Below are 17,524 nucleotides of genomic sequence, written 5' to 3' on the forward strand. Positions count from 1 at the left end.
GTGAGTGACTCAAGTCTCTGGCTTGCACGCTTAAACGACGACGAGCGACGGGGACTGGTCCCCGTCGCTCGTCTCTTATGAGTTATCGTGCCGCCAACCTACTCACCCGAGGAGAGCGCGAGTGGCCTTGCCTTCCGTGATCGTCGCGAGCGGAACATCAGCACCATGCCCAGCACAAGAAGCAGGCCGCCGAGCGAAGCGCCGAGGGCGATGCTCCCTCCCGTATAGGCGAGCGACACCTTCGTCAGACCCTGGATCACCGAGCGGGTGCCTGTCGGTGGCAGGTCGACGGTCGACGTCGTGCCGGTAGACGGGCGGAAACCGGAATCGACCGAGTCGAGGTCCACCGTCGCGGAATATTCGCCCCCCGGAAGATCGAGGAGCTGCCAGGTGCCGTCCGGACCGGTGGTCACGATGATGGGAACCGGGCCCTTCGGTCCGTTCCAGATGACCGTCACGGTCGCGTTCGGGATTCCTGAGTCTTCGGGATCGCGCACGCCGTTGCCGTTCTTGTCATCGAAGACCACACCATTGAGCGTGGCGCTTCCGATCACGATGAAGTCGACGTCGAGTCGCGTCTCGCCCGCAACCAGGGTGGCCGTCGATTCACTCAACACGCCCGCATCGAGATCTGCCGCGGGAACGTAGCCCTCGGGCAGGGTCGCCGGGTCATAGCTGACCCTGACATCGCCGGCCGGAAGACCGGCGGCGAGGTAGTTGCCGGCGGCGTCTGTGGTCGTGACCACGATCAGGTCATCGGCGGTGTCGAAGACTCCGTCGGCCCCTGCACTCCTGACCGTGACGTCGACACCGCTGAGGCCGGGCTCGTTCGGGCCCTGGACGCCGTCGTTGTCGACGTCCAGCCACAACAGGTCTCCCACCCCGGCGTCACCGCGGTAGCCGAAGTCCTGGTCGAGGTTCTGCTCGCCACCGATGAGCGTGAGCTCAGACGTGTCGTCAGCGCCGGCATCGGGATCGAAGGTCGACCCCACGCCTGCCGGCAGGTTCGAGAGCGCGACCGTGAAACGGCCGGCGGGAAGGTTCTCGAACAGGTAGGCGCCCGCGCTGTCCGTCGTCGTGGTCGAGACCACGTCATCGGGTGTGCCGAACACACCGTCGAGACCCGCCCACGTGAGCGACACGCCGACCTCGGCGAGACCGGGCTCGGTCGCATCGGCCACCCCGTCACCGTTTTGGTCGAGCCACACCGTGTCACCGATGCGACCGGTGCCGACATAACCGAAGTCGATGTTGACTGCCGCCGTGTCCGCGTCGAGCAGGAGCGTCACCGTCGAGTTCGCGTCGACTCCGGAGGCGGAGCTGCGCGGAGTCGGGACGTTCGCGTTCGCGTCGGCGTCGAAGGTCGCCACGAGCCCGGACGGCACCGTGTCGAGGTCGACTGTCACCGAGTACGCGCCCTCGGGAAGCCCCGGGAACAGGTAACGCCCATCGGCATCCGTGACCTCGACGAAGGTGACATCGTCACCGCCACCGGCAACGCCGTCAGGCCCCAACCACACGGTCGTGACCGTGACGCCGGGGAGTCCTGGCTCGTTACCGTTCTGGTTGCCGTTCTGGTCCAGGTCGAGCCAGACGGTGTCGGAGATGCTGGAGTTTCCGGCGAAACCAAAGTCCTGATCGAGGTCGGAACCTGACAGCGTGACTATGGAGCGCTGGTCAGGAGCGGAGAGGCCGCTGTCGGCGTCGAAGGTCGCCGAGAAGCCGGCGGGTACACCACCGATGACCTCGACGAGGAACTCCCCATCCGGCACATCGATGACGGTCCAGTCACCGTTCGCGTTCGTCGTCGCGGTCGGGAAGACGATGTCGTCGCCTCCGCCCGGAAGCCCGTCACTGCCGAAGTACGTCACCCGGATGTTCACGCCCCCGAGTCCGGGTTCGTTCGTGTCCTGCACGCCGTCGGCGTTGCGATCCCACCACACCCGGTCACCGATGACGGACGTCACGTCGTAACCGAAGTCGACATCCGCGACGTTCTGCCCGGCCGCGAGAGTCACCGGAGCCGTCGAGTTGTTGTTGCCGTCTCGGTCGAAGCTGTTCGTCGCGCCAGCTGGCAGGCCGCCGGTGACCTGTACCGAGAAGCTGCCGGGCAGGAGGTTCGGGAAGCTGTATGCCCCGTTGGCGTCTGTGGTGGTCGTGAATACCCCGTCGTCACCGCCGCCGGAAACCCCGTCGACGCCGAACCAGGTGAGCTGCACGGTCGCGCCGATAACACCGGGCTCGCCTGCATCCTGCGTGCCGTCTCCATCGCGGTCCAGCCAGACGAAGTCACCGATGGAGCCGGTTCCCGCGATTCCGAAGTCCTGGTCGATGAGGGCCTGGCCAGCGCCGAGCGTCGTTACCGACGTAGCACTGGATCCGCCATTGGGATCGGTTACCACGTTGTAGCCCGTCGGCACGCCACTGACCGTGACGCTGTATGGTCCCGCGGGGAGCAACCCGACGGAGTACGCACCGGCCGTGTTGGTGGTGGTTGTGTACGTGATGTTGTCAGCGGTCGTCGTGAGGTCGCCGTCGAGTCCACCGGAGATGACCGTCACCGTAGCGCCGCCGAGACCCGGCTCGTCGGCATCCTTCACGTGGTCGCCGTCCTGGTCGAACCAGACGGTGTCTCCGATGGAGCCCGTGCCTGTGTAGCCGAAGTCGACGTTGCGGATGCGGCCGTCTTCTGCCAGCGTGCCCTGCCATACGCCGTTCGGGACGACCGTCGTGCCGTCGAGGTCGAAACTCGGCTGCATTCCTGCCGGCAGCGTCGATGCATCCACCGTGACCCGGTAGGTACCGCCCGGCAGGTTGTTGACGAGGTAATTGCCGGTGCTGTCGGTCGTCCGGGTGACAGTCTCGTCATCAGTCGTGCCGAAAACGCCATCGGCTCCGAAGTAGACGATCGTGAGGCCGACACCCGCCAGAGCCGGCTCTGTGGCATCCTGCACGCCGTCGTCATTCACATCGAACCAGACTCGATCACCCAGTGAGGCGACGTCGAGCTCGACGTTCACGATATCCGCCGTCACGTTGTCGTAGTCGCGGTAGTCGATCCCGCCCACCTGATCGGCCGGTGCCACGCCGAAGTAGTGCGGCACATCCGCGGTGTTGTTGATTTCGCTGGACAGGACGACCTCGAGAGAGTCATCGCCGAGCGGCATGGTCACCGTGTAGCTGATGTCCACAGTCTCGTTGGGCGCGATCGGCCCGAGGATCGTCCAGCCGAGGGTGCTGTCTGAAGGGTCGGTATCCGTCGGGGTGACACCGACCGGGGCCACCGACGTGAAGCCGGTCACCCTGGGGTCGGGAGTGTCGGTAACGGTCACGTCGTAGGCCGGCGAGGTTCCGGTGTTGGTGACGGACACGGTGTACGTGAGTACCTCACCGGGCTTCGCGCGACGCGAGTCGCTGTCGCCGATCTGGCCGGCAACCTTTTTGTCGATCGTCAATCGTGGTTCGACCACCGAGACACTCGCGCTTCCCGGGCTGCCCAGGTTCGCGTAGCTCGAAGCCGCGGGAACGGACGTGGGTGTGCCCGTGATCGTGTCGCCGCTGTTCCAGTACGGGCGTGCCGTGTTCTGCAGCGTGTCGCCGCTGACCGCTCCGGTCGTGACGATTCCGGTGTAGCTGATCGTGACCACGCGGCTGCTGGATGATGCGGGGCTGAGGTCGCCGAGGAAGTAGCCGATGGTGCGATCCGTCGTGGTCGGCGCCCCGATCAGCGTCGCGGAGACCGCGCAGGGTGTTCCACCCTGGTCGCAGCTGGAGCCGAGGAGTTCACCGAATCGTACATTCGCGGGGAGGGTGTCGATGACGGTCGCGTCGAAGGCGACCACGGACGCCGGGATAGTCACGTCCACGGTGTAGTCGACAACCTCGCCCACGGTTGCCGTCGCCGGGCTCGCGGTCTTGGTGAGTGAGAGGGCCGGGGTGGAGAGCGTCACGGAGCTCGTCGACTGGTAGCCGCTGCCCGAACCACCCGCTGCCGACGTGGATGTGCGTTCGTTCGGGTTGAAGCCAGCCAGGGATGTCGTGGTGGCATCGACGGTGTTGATGATCTGCGTTCCGCTGATCAGCGGCGTCACCACCCGGGCGTCGTAGCTCAGGTCGGGTCCGGCGCCGGGAGCGATAGACGACACGGAGAAGGTGATGGTGCGTGCGCTGTTGTTCCACACACCTCCGCCGGGGAGGGTCTGGTCGGTCGTCACCGGGTCGCCGGCGGCGTTGATCGGCTCGATGGTCTCCGGAACCTGGTCGACGACGAGGGTGTCGTACGCGATCGATACGTTTGCGGCAGCACTGTTGCGCACGGCAAGGGTGTACGTCACGATCTGACCCGCCACGACTGCCCCCGAAGTGGCGTTGCTGCTCTTCACGACGCTGATGAGCGGCTCGACGATCCTCGCCGTCACGGTGTTGCTGGTGACGGTGCGCGTCACGTTATCGATACTCGTGTATGCGAGTTGCGCGCTGTTGTCCAGCCCGGCGCTCCTGACGGGCCCCGAAGCATCCTTCACGATCGCGGTGATGGTGAGCACGATGGAGTCGTTGCCACTGGATGGCAGGTTCACGTATGTTCCCGGCAGAGTCGCTGTGACCAGCTGACCATTCACCGTTGCGTCGGTGGCGGGCCCGCCGTTCACCGTGAACCTCGGGGTTCCGATGATCGTGTAGTTCGCGTCCAGGGTGTCGGTGATGGCGGTCGGCGGGTAGAGGGTCGAGCCCTGCGGGACTGTCGTCGTCACCGTGAACGTGACGGTCTCGCCGATGGTGGCCTGCGTCGCGAGGTCGTTGCCGGTCTCGTTGATCGAGGTCGTCATGGTCTTGGTGACGGTCGGGCTGGCGATCGACACGATAGCCGCGTCGTTCGCCGGTGAACTGTTGGCGCTGGAGTTGAGGGTCGGGTCGATATTGTTCGACGGCACGTAGACCTGGGGTGTGCCCGTGTTGGTCGCGCCCTCGTAGTTGCGCACGCCTGCCGCATTGGGGAATATGTCTCCAGCTGAGGAATCGGCGGGCGTCACGACATCGTAGGTGAGGGTCACCGATCCGCCCGCAGGCACCAGCGGGACGGTCCAGCTCAGCCTCCTGTTGGGTGAGTCGCAGGTACCCGACGCGCTGATGTTGGAGACGTCGGTGCACTCGAGCAGCGCGGGGAGATTGTCACGGACCGAGATGTTCGTGGCGTCCTGGCCGCCCGTGTTGGTGACGACCACCGTGTAGGTGACACGGTCGAGTGCCTGGATGGCGAGGGTCTTCACTGGGGCACCGGGCACCGCAACGGTGTTCAGCGCCGTGATGCCCTTGGCAAGTGCGACAACGGGCTTCTCGAGCAGGGTGTCGGCCTGGTCGCGGAACTGGAATACGGTGCCACCGGAGTTCTTGTGGGTCATCTTCATGATGTTGGAGGTGATGTCGCCGTTGGTGACCGCGCTGGGATCGGTGATGCGTGTCGTCACGACGACCTGGAAGACCTGCGCAGCATCGACGTCACCCAGGTTCCAGGTGAGCAGCGGGGTGCCCGGCGTATGCGCGAATGTGATGCCGTCACCGGCATCGAGGGTGCTGGCCGTCGTGTATTCGGGAGTGCCCTCCACGACCAGCCCGGCCGGCAGGAAGTCGTTGACGATGCTGTCGAGCGTGTCGAGGGCTCCAGGGAAGCTGACAGTGAGGCGGTAGCACACCCGGTCACCCGGGTGGAAGGGGCCGGTGACGGTCTGGCTGAAGGTATAGCCGGCGCCCGCGCCACAGCTCGTCGCCACCGCGGCTGGCTGGGCAACTTCCTTGTCGATCGTGACCCCCTCGGCGGACTGGCTCGCGCTCGAGGCGTCCGTGACGGGAAGCGACGTGGTCGATCCGTCGTTGTCGGTGATCACGGTCGCGGTCGCGGCGAGCGAGACGCTGTTCGTCCACGAGTCGTTCGCGCTTACCGGCCCACCCCCGTTGCGGTAGGTCTCGCGTACCTTGGTCGTGACCGTGAAACTGTTGGCTCCGGATGCGGCTGCGAATCCGGCGATCGTCCACGTGACAGTCTGCGTGCCGTCGGCGTTGTCCACCACGGAGTCCTCGGCCAGCGATCCACCCTGATAGTCCAGTCCATCCGGGATCGTGTCCACAACTGTGAGGTCGCTGGTCTGGCCCGAGTACTCGGAGGTACTGAAGCTGAGCGTCCAGACGTTGGTGCCCCCCTGCACGATGTTCGAGTCGTCGACGGCCTTCCGGATGGACAGGTCTTCTGCGAACACCTGTGCAGTGGACGAATTCGAGTACGAGGTGCCCTTATAGGTGCCACTCGCGACGGCATAGTTGATGAGCTCCTGCTCGTCCTCGGTGAGCGCGCCGGTGTTGTTGTCGAGGTTCGCCGTGGCAACGCCGTCGAACTGAACGTTCTCGCGCAGGGGGATGGCGGCGGCGTAGCGGATGGTCAGCGATTCTCCGGCCGCGAGCGTGCCGAGGGCGCTCCAGTCGACCCGGGTGTAGACACCGGGTTCGAGCGGTCCCGAGCCATCGGGGTCGACGGTCACGGTCGTCGCCACGAACGCGAACCCGCCGCAGTCCGCACCAGCCGGCAGCGGCGAGTCATCGATACGCCCCGAGCCGGGGAACTCCTCCGCTGCACTGTTGTCGATGCTGGTGTTGCCCGCACCCTCACAACCAAGGAACTCCAGACCCGCGGGCAGGTAATCGGTGATCGAAAAACCCGTGGTCGGGGCGACGGTGTTGTTGGTGACCGTCAGCGTGTAGACCGTCTTGTTGTCGTGCACTCCCCGCAGCAGCTCCTGTTCGGCACTGGGCTCTGTCTTCGAGAGGATGAAGGGGCTCAGTGTCGTCGTCGACTGGTCGGTGTCTGAGCCGGTGTACGAGCTCGCCGTCGAGACTCCGGTCGATGAATCGAACTTCACGATCACGCGCGGGTCGCTGTTGACAAAGGCCTCGGCCGTGCCGGTGAGGGTGCTGCCGACGTCGTAGCCGCCCGTCGGATAGCTGAAGCTATAGCTGAGCACGACTTCAGCCCCGGCGCTGAGGTCGGCGACGTTGTTCCAGATGAGTTTGGTGCCGCCCCCGGCGAGCGGGATGGACTGGCTCACCGGATAGGAGGAACCGACCAGCGTTGCTCCCGCCGGGAGCACATCCGTGAAGGCAAGGTTGTAGCCGTTGGTGGCCGAGGCGTTCGTCGCGGTGAGGGTGACGGGTACATCGTTGCCGTACAGCGTGGATGCGCTCACTGCGCGAGCGACAGCGATGTCGGGCGTACCTGCTGCGTTAGCGATGCCCGCCGGTATCGAGAGGCCGGTGAGAACCAGGGCCACGGCCAGGAGCGGACGCAGGAAGTACTTCATGGGAGAGCCTTGTCGTGGTGGAGTGGACCGTCGGTAGGGGGTTTCACCGACGATGGAGTCTCGGAAGCGGGAACGCTGTCAGCAAGATCTACCGAACAGCATCGATAAGCCTATATATCGCGCTGTTTAGTGCGCTATCCCTGAACCGGGGGACACACCGAACGGTTCATCCGGATGCTCCTTAGCCATAGGGACATCCGGTTAACCCACTGACCACTGCGAGCCACTAGCGTGTCACCATGACGGAGAAGACGGTTCCCACAGCGGCAAACACCGGGGCCATTGCGGCCGTGGGGCTCGATCTGCAGGACGGGAAAATCATCCCCCGTCGCCAGGTCGTCTCCTGGGCGCTATGGGACTGGGCCACGCAGCCCTTCAACTCGGTCATCCTCACCTTCGTCTTCACGGCGCTGTACCTGGTTACCGACGTCTTCCTACCAGCGGATGTCGCGGCGCTCGGCGACGACGACCCACTCAAGGTGCGGGCGATCGCCGACCTCGCGAGCGGCCTGGGCCTCACCACCGGAATCGCCGGGCTCGCGATCGCCCTGCTCGCCCCCGTGCTCGGCCAGCGCGCCGACGGCACAGGCCGTCGCAAGTTCTGGGTGCTCGTGTACACGGCGGCTCTCGTCATCGTCACAGCCCTGCTGTTCTTCACTCAGGCCGAGCCGTCGTTCTTCTGGTACGGCGCCTGGCTGATCGCGATCGGCAGCGTGTTCGGTGAGCTCGCTGGCGTGAACTACAACGCGATCCTCGTGCAGGTATCGACACGTCAGACCGTGGGAAAGGTGAGCGGGCTCGGTTGGGGGCTCGGCTACATCGGCGGCATCGTCGCGCTCGTGATCGTTGTCGCTTCGCAATTCGCCGGCTGGTTCGGGATGTCTCAGGCAGCGCTCGACGACGGTCTGAACTTCAGGCTCGTCGCGGTGGGCTGTGCACTCTGGACGATCCTCTTCACCATCCCGTTCATCCTGAATGTGCCGGAATTCCCCGAGACGTCGAAGGGGCCCACAGTCGGCTTCTTCGCCAGCTATGGCGTGCTGGTGCGAGACATCCGCAAGCTGTATCGCGAATCACGCCCGACGTTCTGGTTCCTGCTGGCCAGCGCCGTGTACCGGGATGGCCTGGCCGGGGTGTTCGCGTTCGGGGCGGTTATCGCCTCAGCGGTCTTCGGCTTCGAGTTTCTGCAGGTCGTTGTCTTCGGCATTGCTGCCAACCTCGTCGCGGGAATCTCGACGATTATCGCTGGCCGTTTCGACGACATGTTCGGGGCGCGCGCCGTGATCGTGACGGCGCTGGTCGGTCTCGTCGTCTCCGGGCTCGCCGTCTTCCTGCTCGCTGGCCAGGGTGACATCGTGTTCTGGGTAGGTGGGCTGCTGCTGTGCGCGTTCGTCGGGCCGGCGCAGGCTTCCAGCCGATCACTGCTGGCACGCGTGACGCCGGCAGGTCGCGAAGGCGAGATCTTCGGCCTCTACGCGACGACCGGGCGCGCCGCGAGCTTCATCTCGCCGCTGCTGTGGGCCGGGCTCATCGCCCTGTTCGGCGCGACAGTGTGGGGCATCCTGGGAATCGTGCTCGTGCTCGCCGTCGGCCTCGTGCTGTTGCTTCTGGTGAAGCTGCCGAAACACGTCAGGCAGCAGTGAGCTCCGCTCGTCAGTGACCCTGAGAGGCCATTGACGGTATCGTCCGAATCCCGCTGGCCATTGTCAGCGGGCTCGGACAGGCTGGAGTCATGACTACCACCGCAGCCAAAGCCGAACTCCTCCGCTCCCTCCACGTCCCAGGAACTCCGCTCATCGTCACCAACGTGTGGGATGCCGTCACCGCGAGAATCGTTGCAGGCTCCCCTGGCGTGAAGGCTCTCGCGACGGCGAGCCACGCGGTCAGCTTCGCGCACGGTGTCGACGACGGCGAGGGACTCAGCATCGAGCAGGCCCTCACCACGGCGAGGCTTATAGCCGCGGCCGTCGAGATCCCCGTGAGTGTCGACTTCGAAAAGGGCTATGCACAGGATGCCGCTGGGGTGCAGTCCAACGTCGAAGCCCTCATCGAGGCCGGAGCCGCCGGCCTCAACATCGAAGACTCGATCGGCCAGCCGAAGGCCCCCTTGTTCGACATCGACACCGCGGTCTCGCGTGTCGCCGCTGCGCGCGCCGCCGGTGACGCGACAGGCGTGCCGATCACCATCAACGCGAGGGTCGACACCCTCGCCGGTGGTGGCGAATGGAATGACGCGATCACCAGGGCGAACGCCTACCTCGCCGCGGGCGCTGACTGCATCTTCGTGCTCGGCCTCGGTGACGAAGCGAAGGTGGCCCGGGCGCTGGCCGACATCAACGGCAAGGTGTCTGTCATCTCCAACCCCACATCCGTGCCTGTCAAGAAGCTCGCCGAGCTGGGAGTGTCACGGGTGAGCTTCGGCCCCGGCACCCTGGGACTGACCCTTGCCCACCTGCAGGCCGCCACGACACAGCTGACGGCGCTCGGCGAGTACCCGGCAGAGCTCGGCTTCAGCTACTAGCCGGGCTGGCCGCCTGATATAGCTGGCCGCCTGGCTTAGGTCCGTTTGGTTTAGGTCCGTTTGGTTTAGGTCCGTTTGATTCAGCGGTGCCACGCCGCCACGAATCGGGAGAACAGGTCGGCAAAGCTGGCCTGCTCCTCCGCGGTGAATTCCGACATGGCATCGGTGACTGCTGACCTCCGGTGAGACCTGGCGACCTCGAGCATGGTGCGCCCGGCCTCCGATATCCTCACGACACTGCGCCGAGCATCCCGGGGATCAGGCGTGCGTGTGACGAGTCCGCGATCAACTGCCTCGTTGATCAACCGGCTCGCCCGGGGCTGGTCGACCCCGATCGACTGGGCCACCTCCGAGACACCCACCTGCTGGCTCGCTGACTCTGCCGTGATGAGGGCATCCAGCAGCCTGAAGCGTGCGGCACCGCCGACGCGGTCGTGAGCGGCCGGCTGCTGCGGGGATCCCGCCTGGTGGCTGTCCTGGTGGTGGCTGTCCTGGTGGTGGCTGTCCTGGTGGTGGCTGTCCGGGTGGTTGCTGTCCCCGTGGTTGTGGTGCTTCTGATGATCGGCAGGGTCGATTGTCTGACCGGGCCGTAGTCCGCGAGCCCACGGTGGGCCTCCCCCGCCCGCTCTTCGCCCGGGACCGCCAGCGTCCCCGCGGAACTGGCGCGACCTCATCGCGCTGAGCGCCTGCTCGACCCGCGCAATCGGGTCCTGTTTGGTCGAAGAATCGTGCTGCACCTCAGGATCCGGGCTTCCCACCGGAGGCCGTGTGCCCTCGGGGTCTGGCCGACGTGATGACTCTTGACGTCCGTGATCCATGTATGTAATCTTACAACTGTTGTCATATGACATACATCTACACACTAAGGACACACCTATGAATACCCCTGAACAACAAAGAACACCCCGCCCCAATTTCTGGCTCCGAGCCATAGAACATCGCAAACACCAGCTGACTCGCGAATACCGCGCGTCGCTCGGGGACAAGGCCCGCGAGGGCATTTCCGATGAGGACTGCGCCACCACCATGGCGACCCTCGAAACCATGGCCCGCAACCTCGGCTGGACCGAGAGCGAGCACGAGCAGCGCGATGATGGCCGCGGCCACGGTCGCAGATTCCGCGGTGGCCGGTTCGGCCGCTTCGACGGTACTGGCAGCTTCGATGGTACTGGCAGCGTCGATGGGAAGGGCCGCTTCGGGGAAACAGGCCGCTTCGGCCGCCCGGATTACTTCGGTCGCCCGGGTCGCTTCGGCCGCCCGGATCGTTTCGGAAAGGCGGATCCCTCCGGCCCGCGGCATCCTGCCTCTGCCTCTGCCCCCGCCCCCGCCCCCGCCCCCGGCCCCGGCCACGGTCCCGGCCCCGCCAGCAATCGCGGCGAAACCGCGCCGGACGTTCCCACCGGGTCGCCCGAGGCATAGTGTCGAATCATGGACACACCTCGACCGATCGGATTCTGGCTCAAGCTCGTCGATCGCATGATCGATGAGCAATTCGCCTCGACACTCGAGGAACACGGCGTCACGCGGCGCCAGTGGCAACTCCTGAACATTCTCGCTCGCGAGAACGCGACGGTGGAGCAACTGGATGCCGCGGTGGCGCCATTCCTGTCTGCGCCTCTGCCTGCAGACTCTGATGCAGACTCTGATGCCGACTCTGATGCCGACTCTGATTCGGCCGACACCCTCTCAGCCGGGACTGCCGAGTCTTCCGTGTCGCACCTCGCCGAACTCGTCGAGAGCAACTGGGTGACCGTGACGGGCAACCTTTACGCACTGACCGATCGCGGTCGCGTCGCGATCGACAGCCTCTCTGGAGTCGTGGATGCCCAGCGCACGCTCGCGACCGAAGGGGTCACCCCCGAGCAGTACGAACAGACCGTCGCGGTGCTGGAACGGGTCGCGCGCAACCTGGGGTGGAACGACTGACCGCGAATCCCTCAGCAGGGTTCAGCTGAACGCGAGCCGCCACCAGATCATCAGCATGGTGACGAGGAAGCCCGTGATGAAGTTCAGCAGCAGGAACCGGCGCCAGCCACGATTGGCGGTGTCCGCGGCGGCATCCGTCACGTTCCAGAACGGTGCACAGACCGCGGCATACGGAAGCACGAGGATCGCCGCGAGCGGCCCCGGCCACTCGGTGAACAGCAGCAGCACTCCCCCGAGCAGGTAGGCGACTACCGCGAGCCGTACCGTCGCTTTCGCGCCGATCACCGTCGCGACCGAGGCGATGTCGCCCTCGCGGTCCGCGATGACATCCTGCACAGCACCGAAGGCGTGCGACGCGATCCCCCACAGGAAGAACGCGAGAAGCAGCGCCCACAGTTGTGGGCTGAAGACGGCACCCGCGAGCACGAGCCCGTAGACGGCCGGTGAGACGAAGTGCGTGCTCGACGTGAGGGAGTCGAGGAACGGCTTCTCTTTGAAACGCAGTCCCTTCGCCGAGTACGCGACAACCGCGAACACGCTGATCGCGAGCACCCCCCACGACAGCGGGCTGCCGACGACCACGAGATAGACGAGAAACGGTACGTTCGTGACGATCGCGGCGATGATGGTCGGGCGATGCATCCGCCGATCGAGCAGCGCACCCTCGACACCGCCCTTGCGGGGGTTGCGGAGGTCAGACTCGTAGTCGAAGACATCGTTGATGCCATACATCGCCAGGTTGTACGGCACCAGGAAGTACAGCGTGCCGAGCACGAGAGTCAGGTCGATGCGCTGGGTCGTCAGGAAGTATGCCGCGGCAAAAGGAAAGGCCGTGTTGACCCAGCTCAACGGCCTGGACGACACGAACAGCGCTTTAAGCATTGCCCGGCTCCTGAACTGATGAGGTTGTCGCGCCTGACGAGGGCTCGCCGCGACCTCGACCGAGCAGCACCCACAACGACGGAAGACCGGCGACGGCCGCAACCGCGTACGCGAAGTCCTCGAGAGGTGCGATGCCGATGAACGCTCCGCTGATGAGAGATTCGTTGTACGCGACGAGCCCGATGCCGATCATCACGTTGTCGAAGACGGCGGTCATCACGAGCAGCACGGCGAGCGTGATCCCGAGTGCCGGCCAGCTCAGCCGACGGCGGCCGAGAATGGATGCCGCGACAAGGGTCACCGCGACAATAGCGAGGAAGATCGCATTGAGAGTCCAGTACGTCACCGTGCGTCCCCCGATCGCCGCAGTGTGGCGGATACTGCCCTGGTGGATACTGCGCCGTAGACGTTCATCGTGAAGTAGCACAGCAGCGTGAGGAAGAAGATCTCTTCGACGGGGATCTCGGGCGCCACCTGAAGCCCGGTCATGAACGAGGTCTCGCCGCGGAAGAAGATGCCGCTGCCCACCCCGGCGAGATCCCAGACGAAGAAGAACAGCACCCCGACGATCAGCACGACGACGGCCCGGCGGGCATCCCTCCAGAAGAACAGGGTGAAGCGGCGGTCGAGCATGACCATTCCGAACAGCGCCACGAGCAGCGCTGCCAGGTACAGCAGGGTCATGACGTTCTGAGTGCGGCGACGCTCGAGACGAGCGGTTCGGCGAGCGGCCCCGCCGTGGTGTCCCCGCGGAGTCGCTTCACGATGAGTTCCGCACTGATGAGGCACATGGGAAGGCCGATGCCGGGGATCGTGGAGCCGCCGACGTAGTACAGTCCCTTCACCTTCTTCGACACGTTCCCGGCCCGGAAGAATGCGCTCTGCTTGAGCGTGTGCGCCGGCCCGAGAGCCGTTCCCTTCCAGGCGTTGAGGTCGTGCTCGAAGTCACCTGGGGCGAGAGTTCTCCGCACGGTGATGCGTGACGCGAGATCTGAGACACCGGTCCAGTCCGCGATCTGCTCGATGACACGGTCGGCGAGCGCCTCGACCTTCGGGTCGCTCACGTCTTCCGTGCCCTCGATCGATCCGCGACCGATGGTGGGGTCTGCGGGGATCGGGACGAGTACGAAGAGATTCTCGAAACCCTCGGGGGCGACATCCGGATCGACACCACTCGGCTTGCAGACGTAGAGCGACGCGGGGTCGGGAACCGTCGGCCTGTCTCCGAAGATCGCGTTGAATCCCTTCTCCCATTCGCGCGTGAAGAGCAGGGTGTGGTGCTCGAGCTCGGGAAGGGAACCCTTCACGCCCAGGTAGAGGAGCAGGGCGCTGGGACCCGCGAGCTTCGTGTCCCAGTAGCGCTGGGGGTAGGTCTGCTGCTCTGGCTCGAGCAACTGGGTCTCCGTGTGGTGCAGATCCGCGGCCGAGACCACGATGTCGGCGGCGGCAAACGCTGTCTCGCCATCGGTCACATACGTCACGCCGGTCGTCGCGCCATTTTGGACCTGGATCTTCGTGGCACGCGCACCGCGGATGATCGTCACACCCTGCGCCTCGGCCAGGTCTTCGATGCTGCCGATGACGCGAGTGAACCCGCCCATCGGATACAGGACACCATCGCTCAGGTCGAGGTGGCTCATGAGGTGGTACATGCTGGGCGTGAGGTACGGGGACGATCCGAGGAACACCGCGGGGTAGCCGAGCACCTGGCGCAGCCGCAGATCCTTGAACCTGCGACCCACGAAACTCGACAGCGGCTGCAGCAGCAGGCGGATGAACTTGCCGGCCCGCGAGAGCACCTCGCGATTGAACAGCGGACGGAAGTCGGCGAACGTCGTGTAGAGGAAGTACTTCTTCGCGAGGGTGTACGTCTCCTCGGCGGAATCGAGGTAGCCGTCGAGCTTCTTCCCCGCGCCCTTCTCGACCGATTCGAACAGCGCGATGTTTTCTGCGCGGTCGGAGGAAATGTCGATCGGCTCCGACTCGTTCTCGAAGAACACCCGGTAACCGGGATCGAGGGTTACCAGGCTCAACTGTTCGTCTGCGCTGGTGCCGAGCAGCTTGAAGAAGTGGTCGAAGACCTCCGGCATGAGGTACCACGACGGCCCGGTGTCGAACCGGAATCCATCCTTCTCCCACGATCCGGCGCGGCCACCGACGGCGGGGCGGGCCTCGAGCAGGGTCACCTCGTGACCGTCTCGCGCAAGCAGGGCCGAGGTGGAGAGCCCCGCGATTCCTCCACCGATGACGACGACGCGACTCACGACCGTGCTCCTCTCATGACTGTACTGCCCTCACGACTGTGCTCCTTCTGGTGATGTTCGTACTCCTGGTGACGGTGTCGCCCCCATGGCTGCGGCGAGCGCGAGGCGCGCCTTCACCGGATTCGGCACGCGAATCCTGGTGTGGATGAGTTCGGACGCCGGCGTGGCCCGCAACCGCACCGAGAGCTCGGCAAACAGCGACTGGGCGAGCGCGACAGCGCGGCGGGAGGAACGGGGAAGGTCGGGAACGACGGCAGCGGAGACGGCCAGATCGGCGTCGATGTCGTCGAGCAGCCGCGACTTGGTCGCCTCGTCGAACGAGTCGACAGCGACATCCGGAAAATAGCTCCTACCGAGAGTCTCGAAGTCTGCCGAGAGATCCCGCAGGAAGTTCACCTTTTGGAATGCCGCCCCGAGGGCTCGCGCACCGGTCTCGAGCCTGGCGTGATCTGTGACGTTCTCCCCGAGCAGGAAAGCCTGCAGGCACATGAGTCCGACGACCTCAGCCGAGCCGTAGACGTACCGCTCGAAGCTGGCCTGGTCGTGCACCTTCGCGCTGAGGTCGGCGCGCATCGACTCGAAGAACGGCGCTGTCAGCTCGGTGCCGAACGACACCTCCCTCGCCGTGATCGCGAAAGCGTGCACGACGAGGTTGCTGCTGAACCCGTGCTCCATGGCGCGTTCGGTCTCGGCCTCGAGTTCGTTGAGCACGCGGCCCGCCCCTACGACATCGAGCCCGGCGTCTTCGGCTGCACCGTCCACGATCTCGTCGGCGACGCGGACCAGCGCGTAGATGTTCTCGACGTGCTGGCGCACACCGGGGCCGAGCAGCCGTGCGGCGAGCCCGAATGATGTCGAATACCGCCGGATGACCACGCTCGCGGTCTCCTCGGCGACACGGTCATACAGCGAAAGCCTGCCGGTGCTCACTTGACTCTTCCGAGCACGGAATCTGCCACCGGATGAAGCTCCGCACGCAGCGCGGGCGGGATGTGCGGCTCGGCCAGCCGCGCCAGCGCCCGGTTCGCGTAGTAGCGCGCGAGCCCTTCGGCGAATGACCGCGCGCCGCACTCGATGAGCACGTCTCGCAGGGACTGGGCCTGCTCATCGGTGAGATCGGGGTCCCCGAACATCGAAGATGCGTCAGCCCACTCGCGCGTGCTCGTCGCGTACGCGATCAGCACCGTCCGTTTGCCCTCGCGCAGGTCACCCGTGGTGGTCTTGCCGGTCTCCGCCTCGAGCCCGAAGACCCCGAGCAGGTCATCCACGATCTGGTAGGCGATCCCGATTTCCCTGCCGAAGTCACCGAGCGTCGAGACGACCTCTTCCGACGCTCCCGCGAGAATTGCCCCGGCCTGCAGGGGGCACTCGAACGAGTACACGGCGGTCTTGTAGCGCTCCATCGTCAGGATGTCGTCGACGCGGGGAACCTCAGCCGCGATCTGGAAGTCGACGTCGATCAGTTCGCCCGCCGCCGAAGCGAAGAGCGCGTCATCCATCACCTCGAGCAGCCTGGTTCGCATCTGGTCTGAGACACCGCTGCGGTCGATCAGTCGGTAGGAGTTGAAAAGTGCGAGGTCTCCCGCGATCACGGCGGCCGAGATTCCGCTGTGGTCGGCAACCCTGGCGGATGCCCCTTCCGCTGTGGCCCGATCGCGGTACGTCCCGGCGATATTCGGCGAACCCCGTCGGGTGAAGTCGTGGTCGATCACATCGTCGTGCACGATCAGCGCGGTGTGCAGCAGCTCGAACGCGGCCCCGACGTTGGCTGCGGCCTCGAGATCGTCGCCACCCAGTGACTGGTAGGCGCACATCACCATCCTGGGCCGGAATCGCTTGCCGCCGACGGTGTTGTTCTCGAGTGTCTCCCACAGGGTCACGTACTGCGAGCCGAAGGCTGCAGCGCGGTTCTTGGCTAGGCTGAAGAAGCGCGCCAGCACGGCGTCGACCTGCACCTGCCTCTCGCGAGAGAGGTCGAGCAGCCCCGATCCATCCATATAGGCAGACTACCGCGATGAGCACCCAACATCCTGAGCAGGTCGTCCTGCTCGACAATGACGCGAACCCCATCGGAGTCGCCGGCAAGGTCGACGTGCACACGACGGACACCGCGCTTCACCTCGCGTTCTCCTGCCACGTCTACAACGCACTCGGGCAGGTGCTCGTCACCCGCCGGGCCCTGTCGAAGCTCACCTGGCCGGGCGTCTGGACCAACTCCTTCTGCGGGCATCCCGCGCCCGGCGAGGAGATGGATGCCGCGATCCGCCGTCGCGCTGAGTTCGAGCTCGGCATCACCATCGATTCACTCGAGATCGTGCTGCCGGATTTCCGCTACCGTGCCGTCGATGCGACGGGCATCGTCGAGAACGAGGTGTGCCCGGTGTTCCGGGCGGTCACCTCGGATGTGGTCGACCCCAACCCCGCCGAGGTGGCCGAATTCGCCTGGGTCGCCCCGGAGTCGCTGCATCTGGCAGCGGCAGCCGCGCCGTACGCGTTCAGCCCGTGGCTCGGCTGGCAGCTCGAACAGCTCGCCGCCGAGTAGCGCACCCGAGACCCTCAGGCCTGGCCCGCGCCATGCCCCGTGG

13 protein-coding genes are annotated in these 17,524 nt (G+C 65.4%); 5 read left to right on the top strand and 8 right to left on the bottom strand.

Annotated features, from left to right (window positions below):
* Nucleotides 1–98 precede the first annotated feature (98 nt).
* Nucleotides 99–7,346, bottom strand: a complete 7,248-nt coding sequence (locus IWX81_RS07410; protein WP_199280685.1) for an SdrD B-like domain-containing protein — start codon at nt 7,344–7,346, stop codon at nt 99–101.
* A gap of 239 nt (nt 7,347–7,585) precedes the next feature.
* On the opposite strand from IWX81_RS07410, the gene IWX81_RS07415 reads away from it, so the two are divergent.
* Both IWX81_RS07415 and IWX81_RS07420 read left to right on the top strand, forming a co-directional pair.
* Nucleotides 7,586–8,989, top strand: coding sequence for an MFS transporter (locus tag IWX81_RS07415; RefSeq protein WP_199280686.1), 1,404 nt, complete (start codon nt 7,586–7,588; stop codon nt 8,987–8,989).
* Nucleotides 8,990–9,078: 89 nt separating this feature from the next.
* Nucleotides 9,079–9,867, top strand: a complete 789-nt coding sequence (locus IWX81_RS07420; protein ID WP_199280687.1) for an isocitrate lyase/PEP mutase family protein — start codon at nt 9,079–9,081, stop codon at nt 9,865–9,867.
* Nucleotides 9,868–9,947: 80 nt separating this feature from the next.
* On the opposite strand, the gene IWX81_RS07425 is transcribed toward IWX81_RS07420, so the two are convergent.
* Nucleotides 9,948–10,685: a MarR family winged helix-turn-helix transcriptional regulator gene (locus tag IWX81_RS07425; protein ID WP_199280688.1), complete on the bottom strand. Its 738-nt coding sequence runs from the start codon at nt 10,683–10,685 to the stop codon at nt 9,948–9,950.
* A gap of 58 nt (nt 10,686–10,743) precedes the next feature.
* Here IWX81_RS07425 and IWX81_RS07430 point away from each other — a divergent pair, with 58 nt between their 5' ends.
* Together IWX81_RS07430 and IWX81_RS07435 are read left to right on the top strand one after the other, a co-directional pair.
* Nucleotides 10,744–11,286, top strand: coding sequence for a hypothetical protein (locus IWX81_RS07430; RefSeq protein ID WP_199280689.1), 543 nt, complete (start codon nt 10,744–10,746; stop codon nt 11,284–11,286).
* Between the two features lie 9 nt (nt 11,287–11,295).
* A complete protein-coding gene (locus IWX81_RS07435; protein WP_199280690.1) occupies nt 11,296–11,793 on the top strand; it encodes a hypothetical protein in 498 nt (165 codons plus the stop codon).
* 21 nt (nt 11,794–11,814) lie between these two features.
* Here IWX81_RS07435 and IWX81_RS07440 read toward each other — a convergent pair whose 3' ends face one another.
* The 6 genes from IWX81_RS07440 to IWX81_RS07460 are packed head-to-tail and all read right to left on the bottom strand — an operon-like array spanning nt 11,815 to nt 16,936.
* Nucleotides 11,815–12,675: a prenyltransferase gene (locus IWX81_RS07440; protein ID WP_199280691.1), complete on the bottom strand. Its 861-nt coding sequence runs from the start codon at nt 12,673–12,675 to the stop codon at nt 11,815–11,817.
* Entirely contained in the window at nt 12,668–13,021 is a 354-nt protein-coding gene (locus IWX81_RS07445; RefSeq protein ID WP_199280692.1) for a lycopene cyclase domain-containing protein, read from the bottom strand. Before IWX81_RS07445 ends, IWX81_RS07440 begins: the two co-directional genes overlap by 8 nt.
* The gene (locus IWX81_RS07450; RefSeq protein WP_199280693.1) at nt 13,018–13,359 is read right to left on the bottom strand and encodes a lycopene cyclase domain-containing protein; all 342 of its coding nucleotides are present in this window, start codon (nt 13,357–13,359) and stop codon (nt 13,018–13,020) included. Before IWX81_RS07450 ends, IWX81_RS07445 begins: the two co-directional genes overlap by 4 nt.
* Nucleotides 13,356–14,939 (bottom strand): phytoene desaturase family protein, encoded by a 1,584-nt coding sequence (gene crtI / locus IWX81_RS14970; protein ID WP_334593491.1) that lies wholly within the window; start codon nt 14,937–14,939, stop codon nt 13,356–13,358. Before crtI ends, IWX81_RS07450 begins: the two co-directional genes overlap by 4 nt.
* A gap of 30 nt (nt 14,940–14,969) precedes the next feature.
* Nucleotides 14,970–15,869, bottom strand: a complete 900-nt coding sequence (locus tag IWX81_RS14975) for a phytoene/squalene synthase family protein (RefSeq protein WP_334593493.1) — start codon at nt 15,867–15,869, stop codon at nt 14,970–14,972.
* The gene (locus IWX81_RS07460; RefSeq protein ID WP_199280694.1) at nt 15,866–16,936 is read right to left on the bottom strand and encodes a polyprenyl synthetase family protein; all 1,071 of its coding nucleotides are present in this window, start codon (nt 16,934–16,936) and stop codon (nt 15,866–15,868) included. The genes IWX81_RS14975 and IWX81_RS07460 overlap by 4 nt, the downstream gene beginning before the upstream one ends.
* A gap of 17 nt (nt 16,937–16,953) precedes the next feature.
* Between IWX81_RS07460 and idi the strand changes: the two genes are divergently transcribed.
* Nucleotides 16,954–17,481 carry an isopentenyl-diphosphate Delta-isomerase gene (gene idi, locus IWX81_RS07465; protein ID WP_199280695.1) on the top strand — a complete coding sequence of 176 codons (528 nt, stop codon included), beginning with the start codon at nt 16,954–16,956 and terminating at the stop codon, nt 17,479–17,481.
* Nucleotides 17,482–17,524 lie beyond the last annotated feature (43 nt).

It is taken from the genome of Salinibacterium sp. CAN_S4 (assembly GCF_015752305.1).
GTDB lineage: Bacteria > Actinomycetota > Actinomycetes > Actinomycetales > Microbacteriaceae > Rhodoglobus.

Excerpts from the sequence above, each read along its gene's own strand:
- IWX81_RS07440 (WP_199280691.1), bottom strand. The coding sequence starts at position 12,675 with ATGCTTAAAGCGCTGTTCGTGTCGTCCAGGCCGTTGAGCTGGGTCAAC.
- idi (WP_199280695.1), top strand. The coding sequence starts at position 16,954 with ATGAGCACCCAACATCCTGAGCAGGTCGTCCTGCTCGACAATGACGCG.
- IWX81_RS07435 (WP_199280690.1), top strand. The coding sequence starts at position 11,296 with ATGGACACACCTCGACCGATCGGATTCTGGCTCAAGCTCGTCGATCGC.
- IWX81_RS07410 (WP_199280685.1), bottom strand. The coding sequence starts at position 7,346 with ATGAAGTACTTCCTGCGTCCGCTCCTGGCCGTGGCCCTGGTTCTCACC.
- IWX81_RS07430 (WP_199280689.1), top strand. The coding sequence starts at position 10,744 with ATGAATACCCCTGAACAACAAAGAACACCCCGCCCCAATTTCTGGCTC.
- IWX81_RS07460 (WP_199280694.1), bottom strand. The coding sequence starts at position 16,936 with ATGGATGGATCGGGGCTGCTCGACCTCTCTCGCGAGAGGCAGGTGCAG.
- IWX81_RS07415 (WP_199280686.1), top strand. The coding sequence starts at position 7,586 with ATGACGGAGAAGACGGTTCCCACAGCGGCAAACACCGGGGCCATTGCG.
- IWX81_RS07450 (WP_199280693.1), bottom strand. The coding sequence starts at position 13,359 with ATGACCCTGCTGTACCTGGCAGCGCTGCTCGTGGCGCTGTTCGGAATG.
- IWX81_RS07425 (WP_199280688.1), bottom strand. The coding sequence starts at position 10,685 with ATGGATCACGGACGTCAAGAGTCATCACGTCGGCCAGACCCCGAGGGC.
- IWX81_RS07420 (WP_199280687.1), top strand. The coding sequence starts at position 9,079 with ATGACTACCACCGCAGCCAAAGCCGAACTCCTCCGCTCCCTCCACGTC.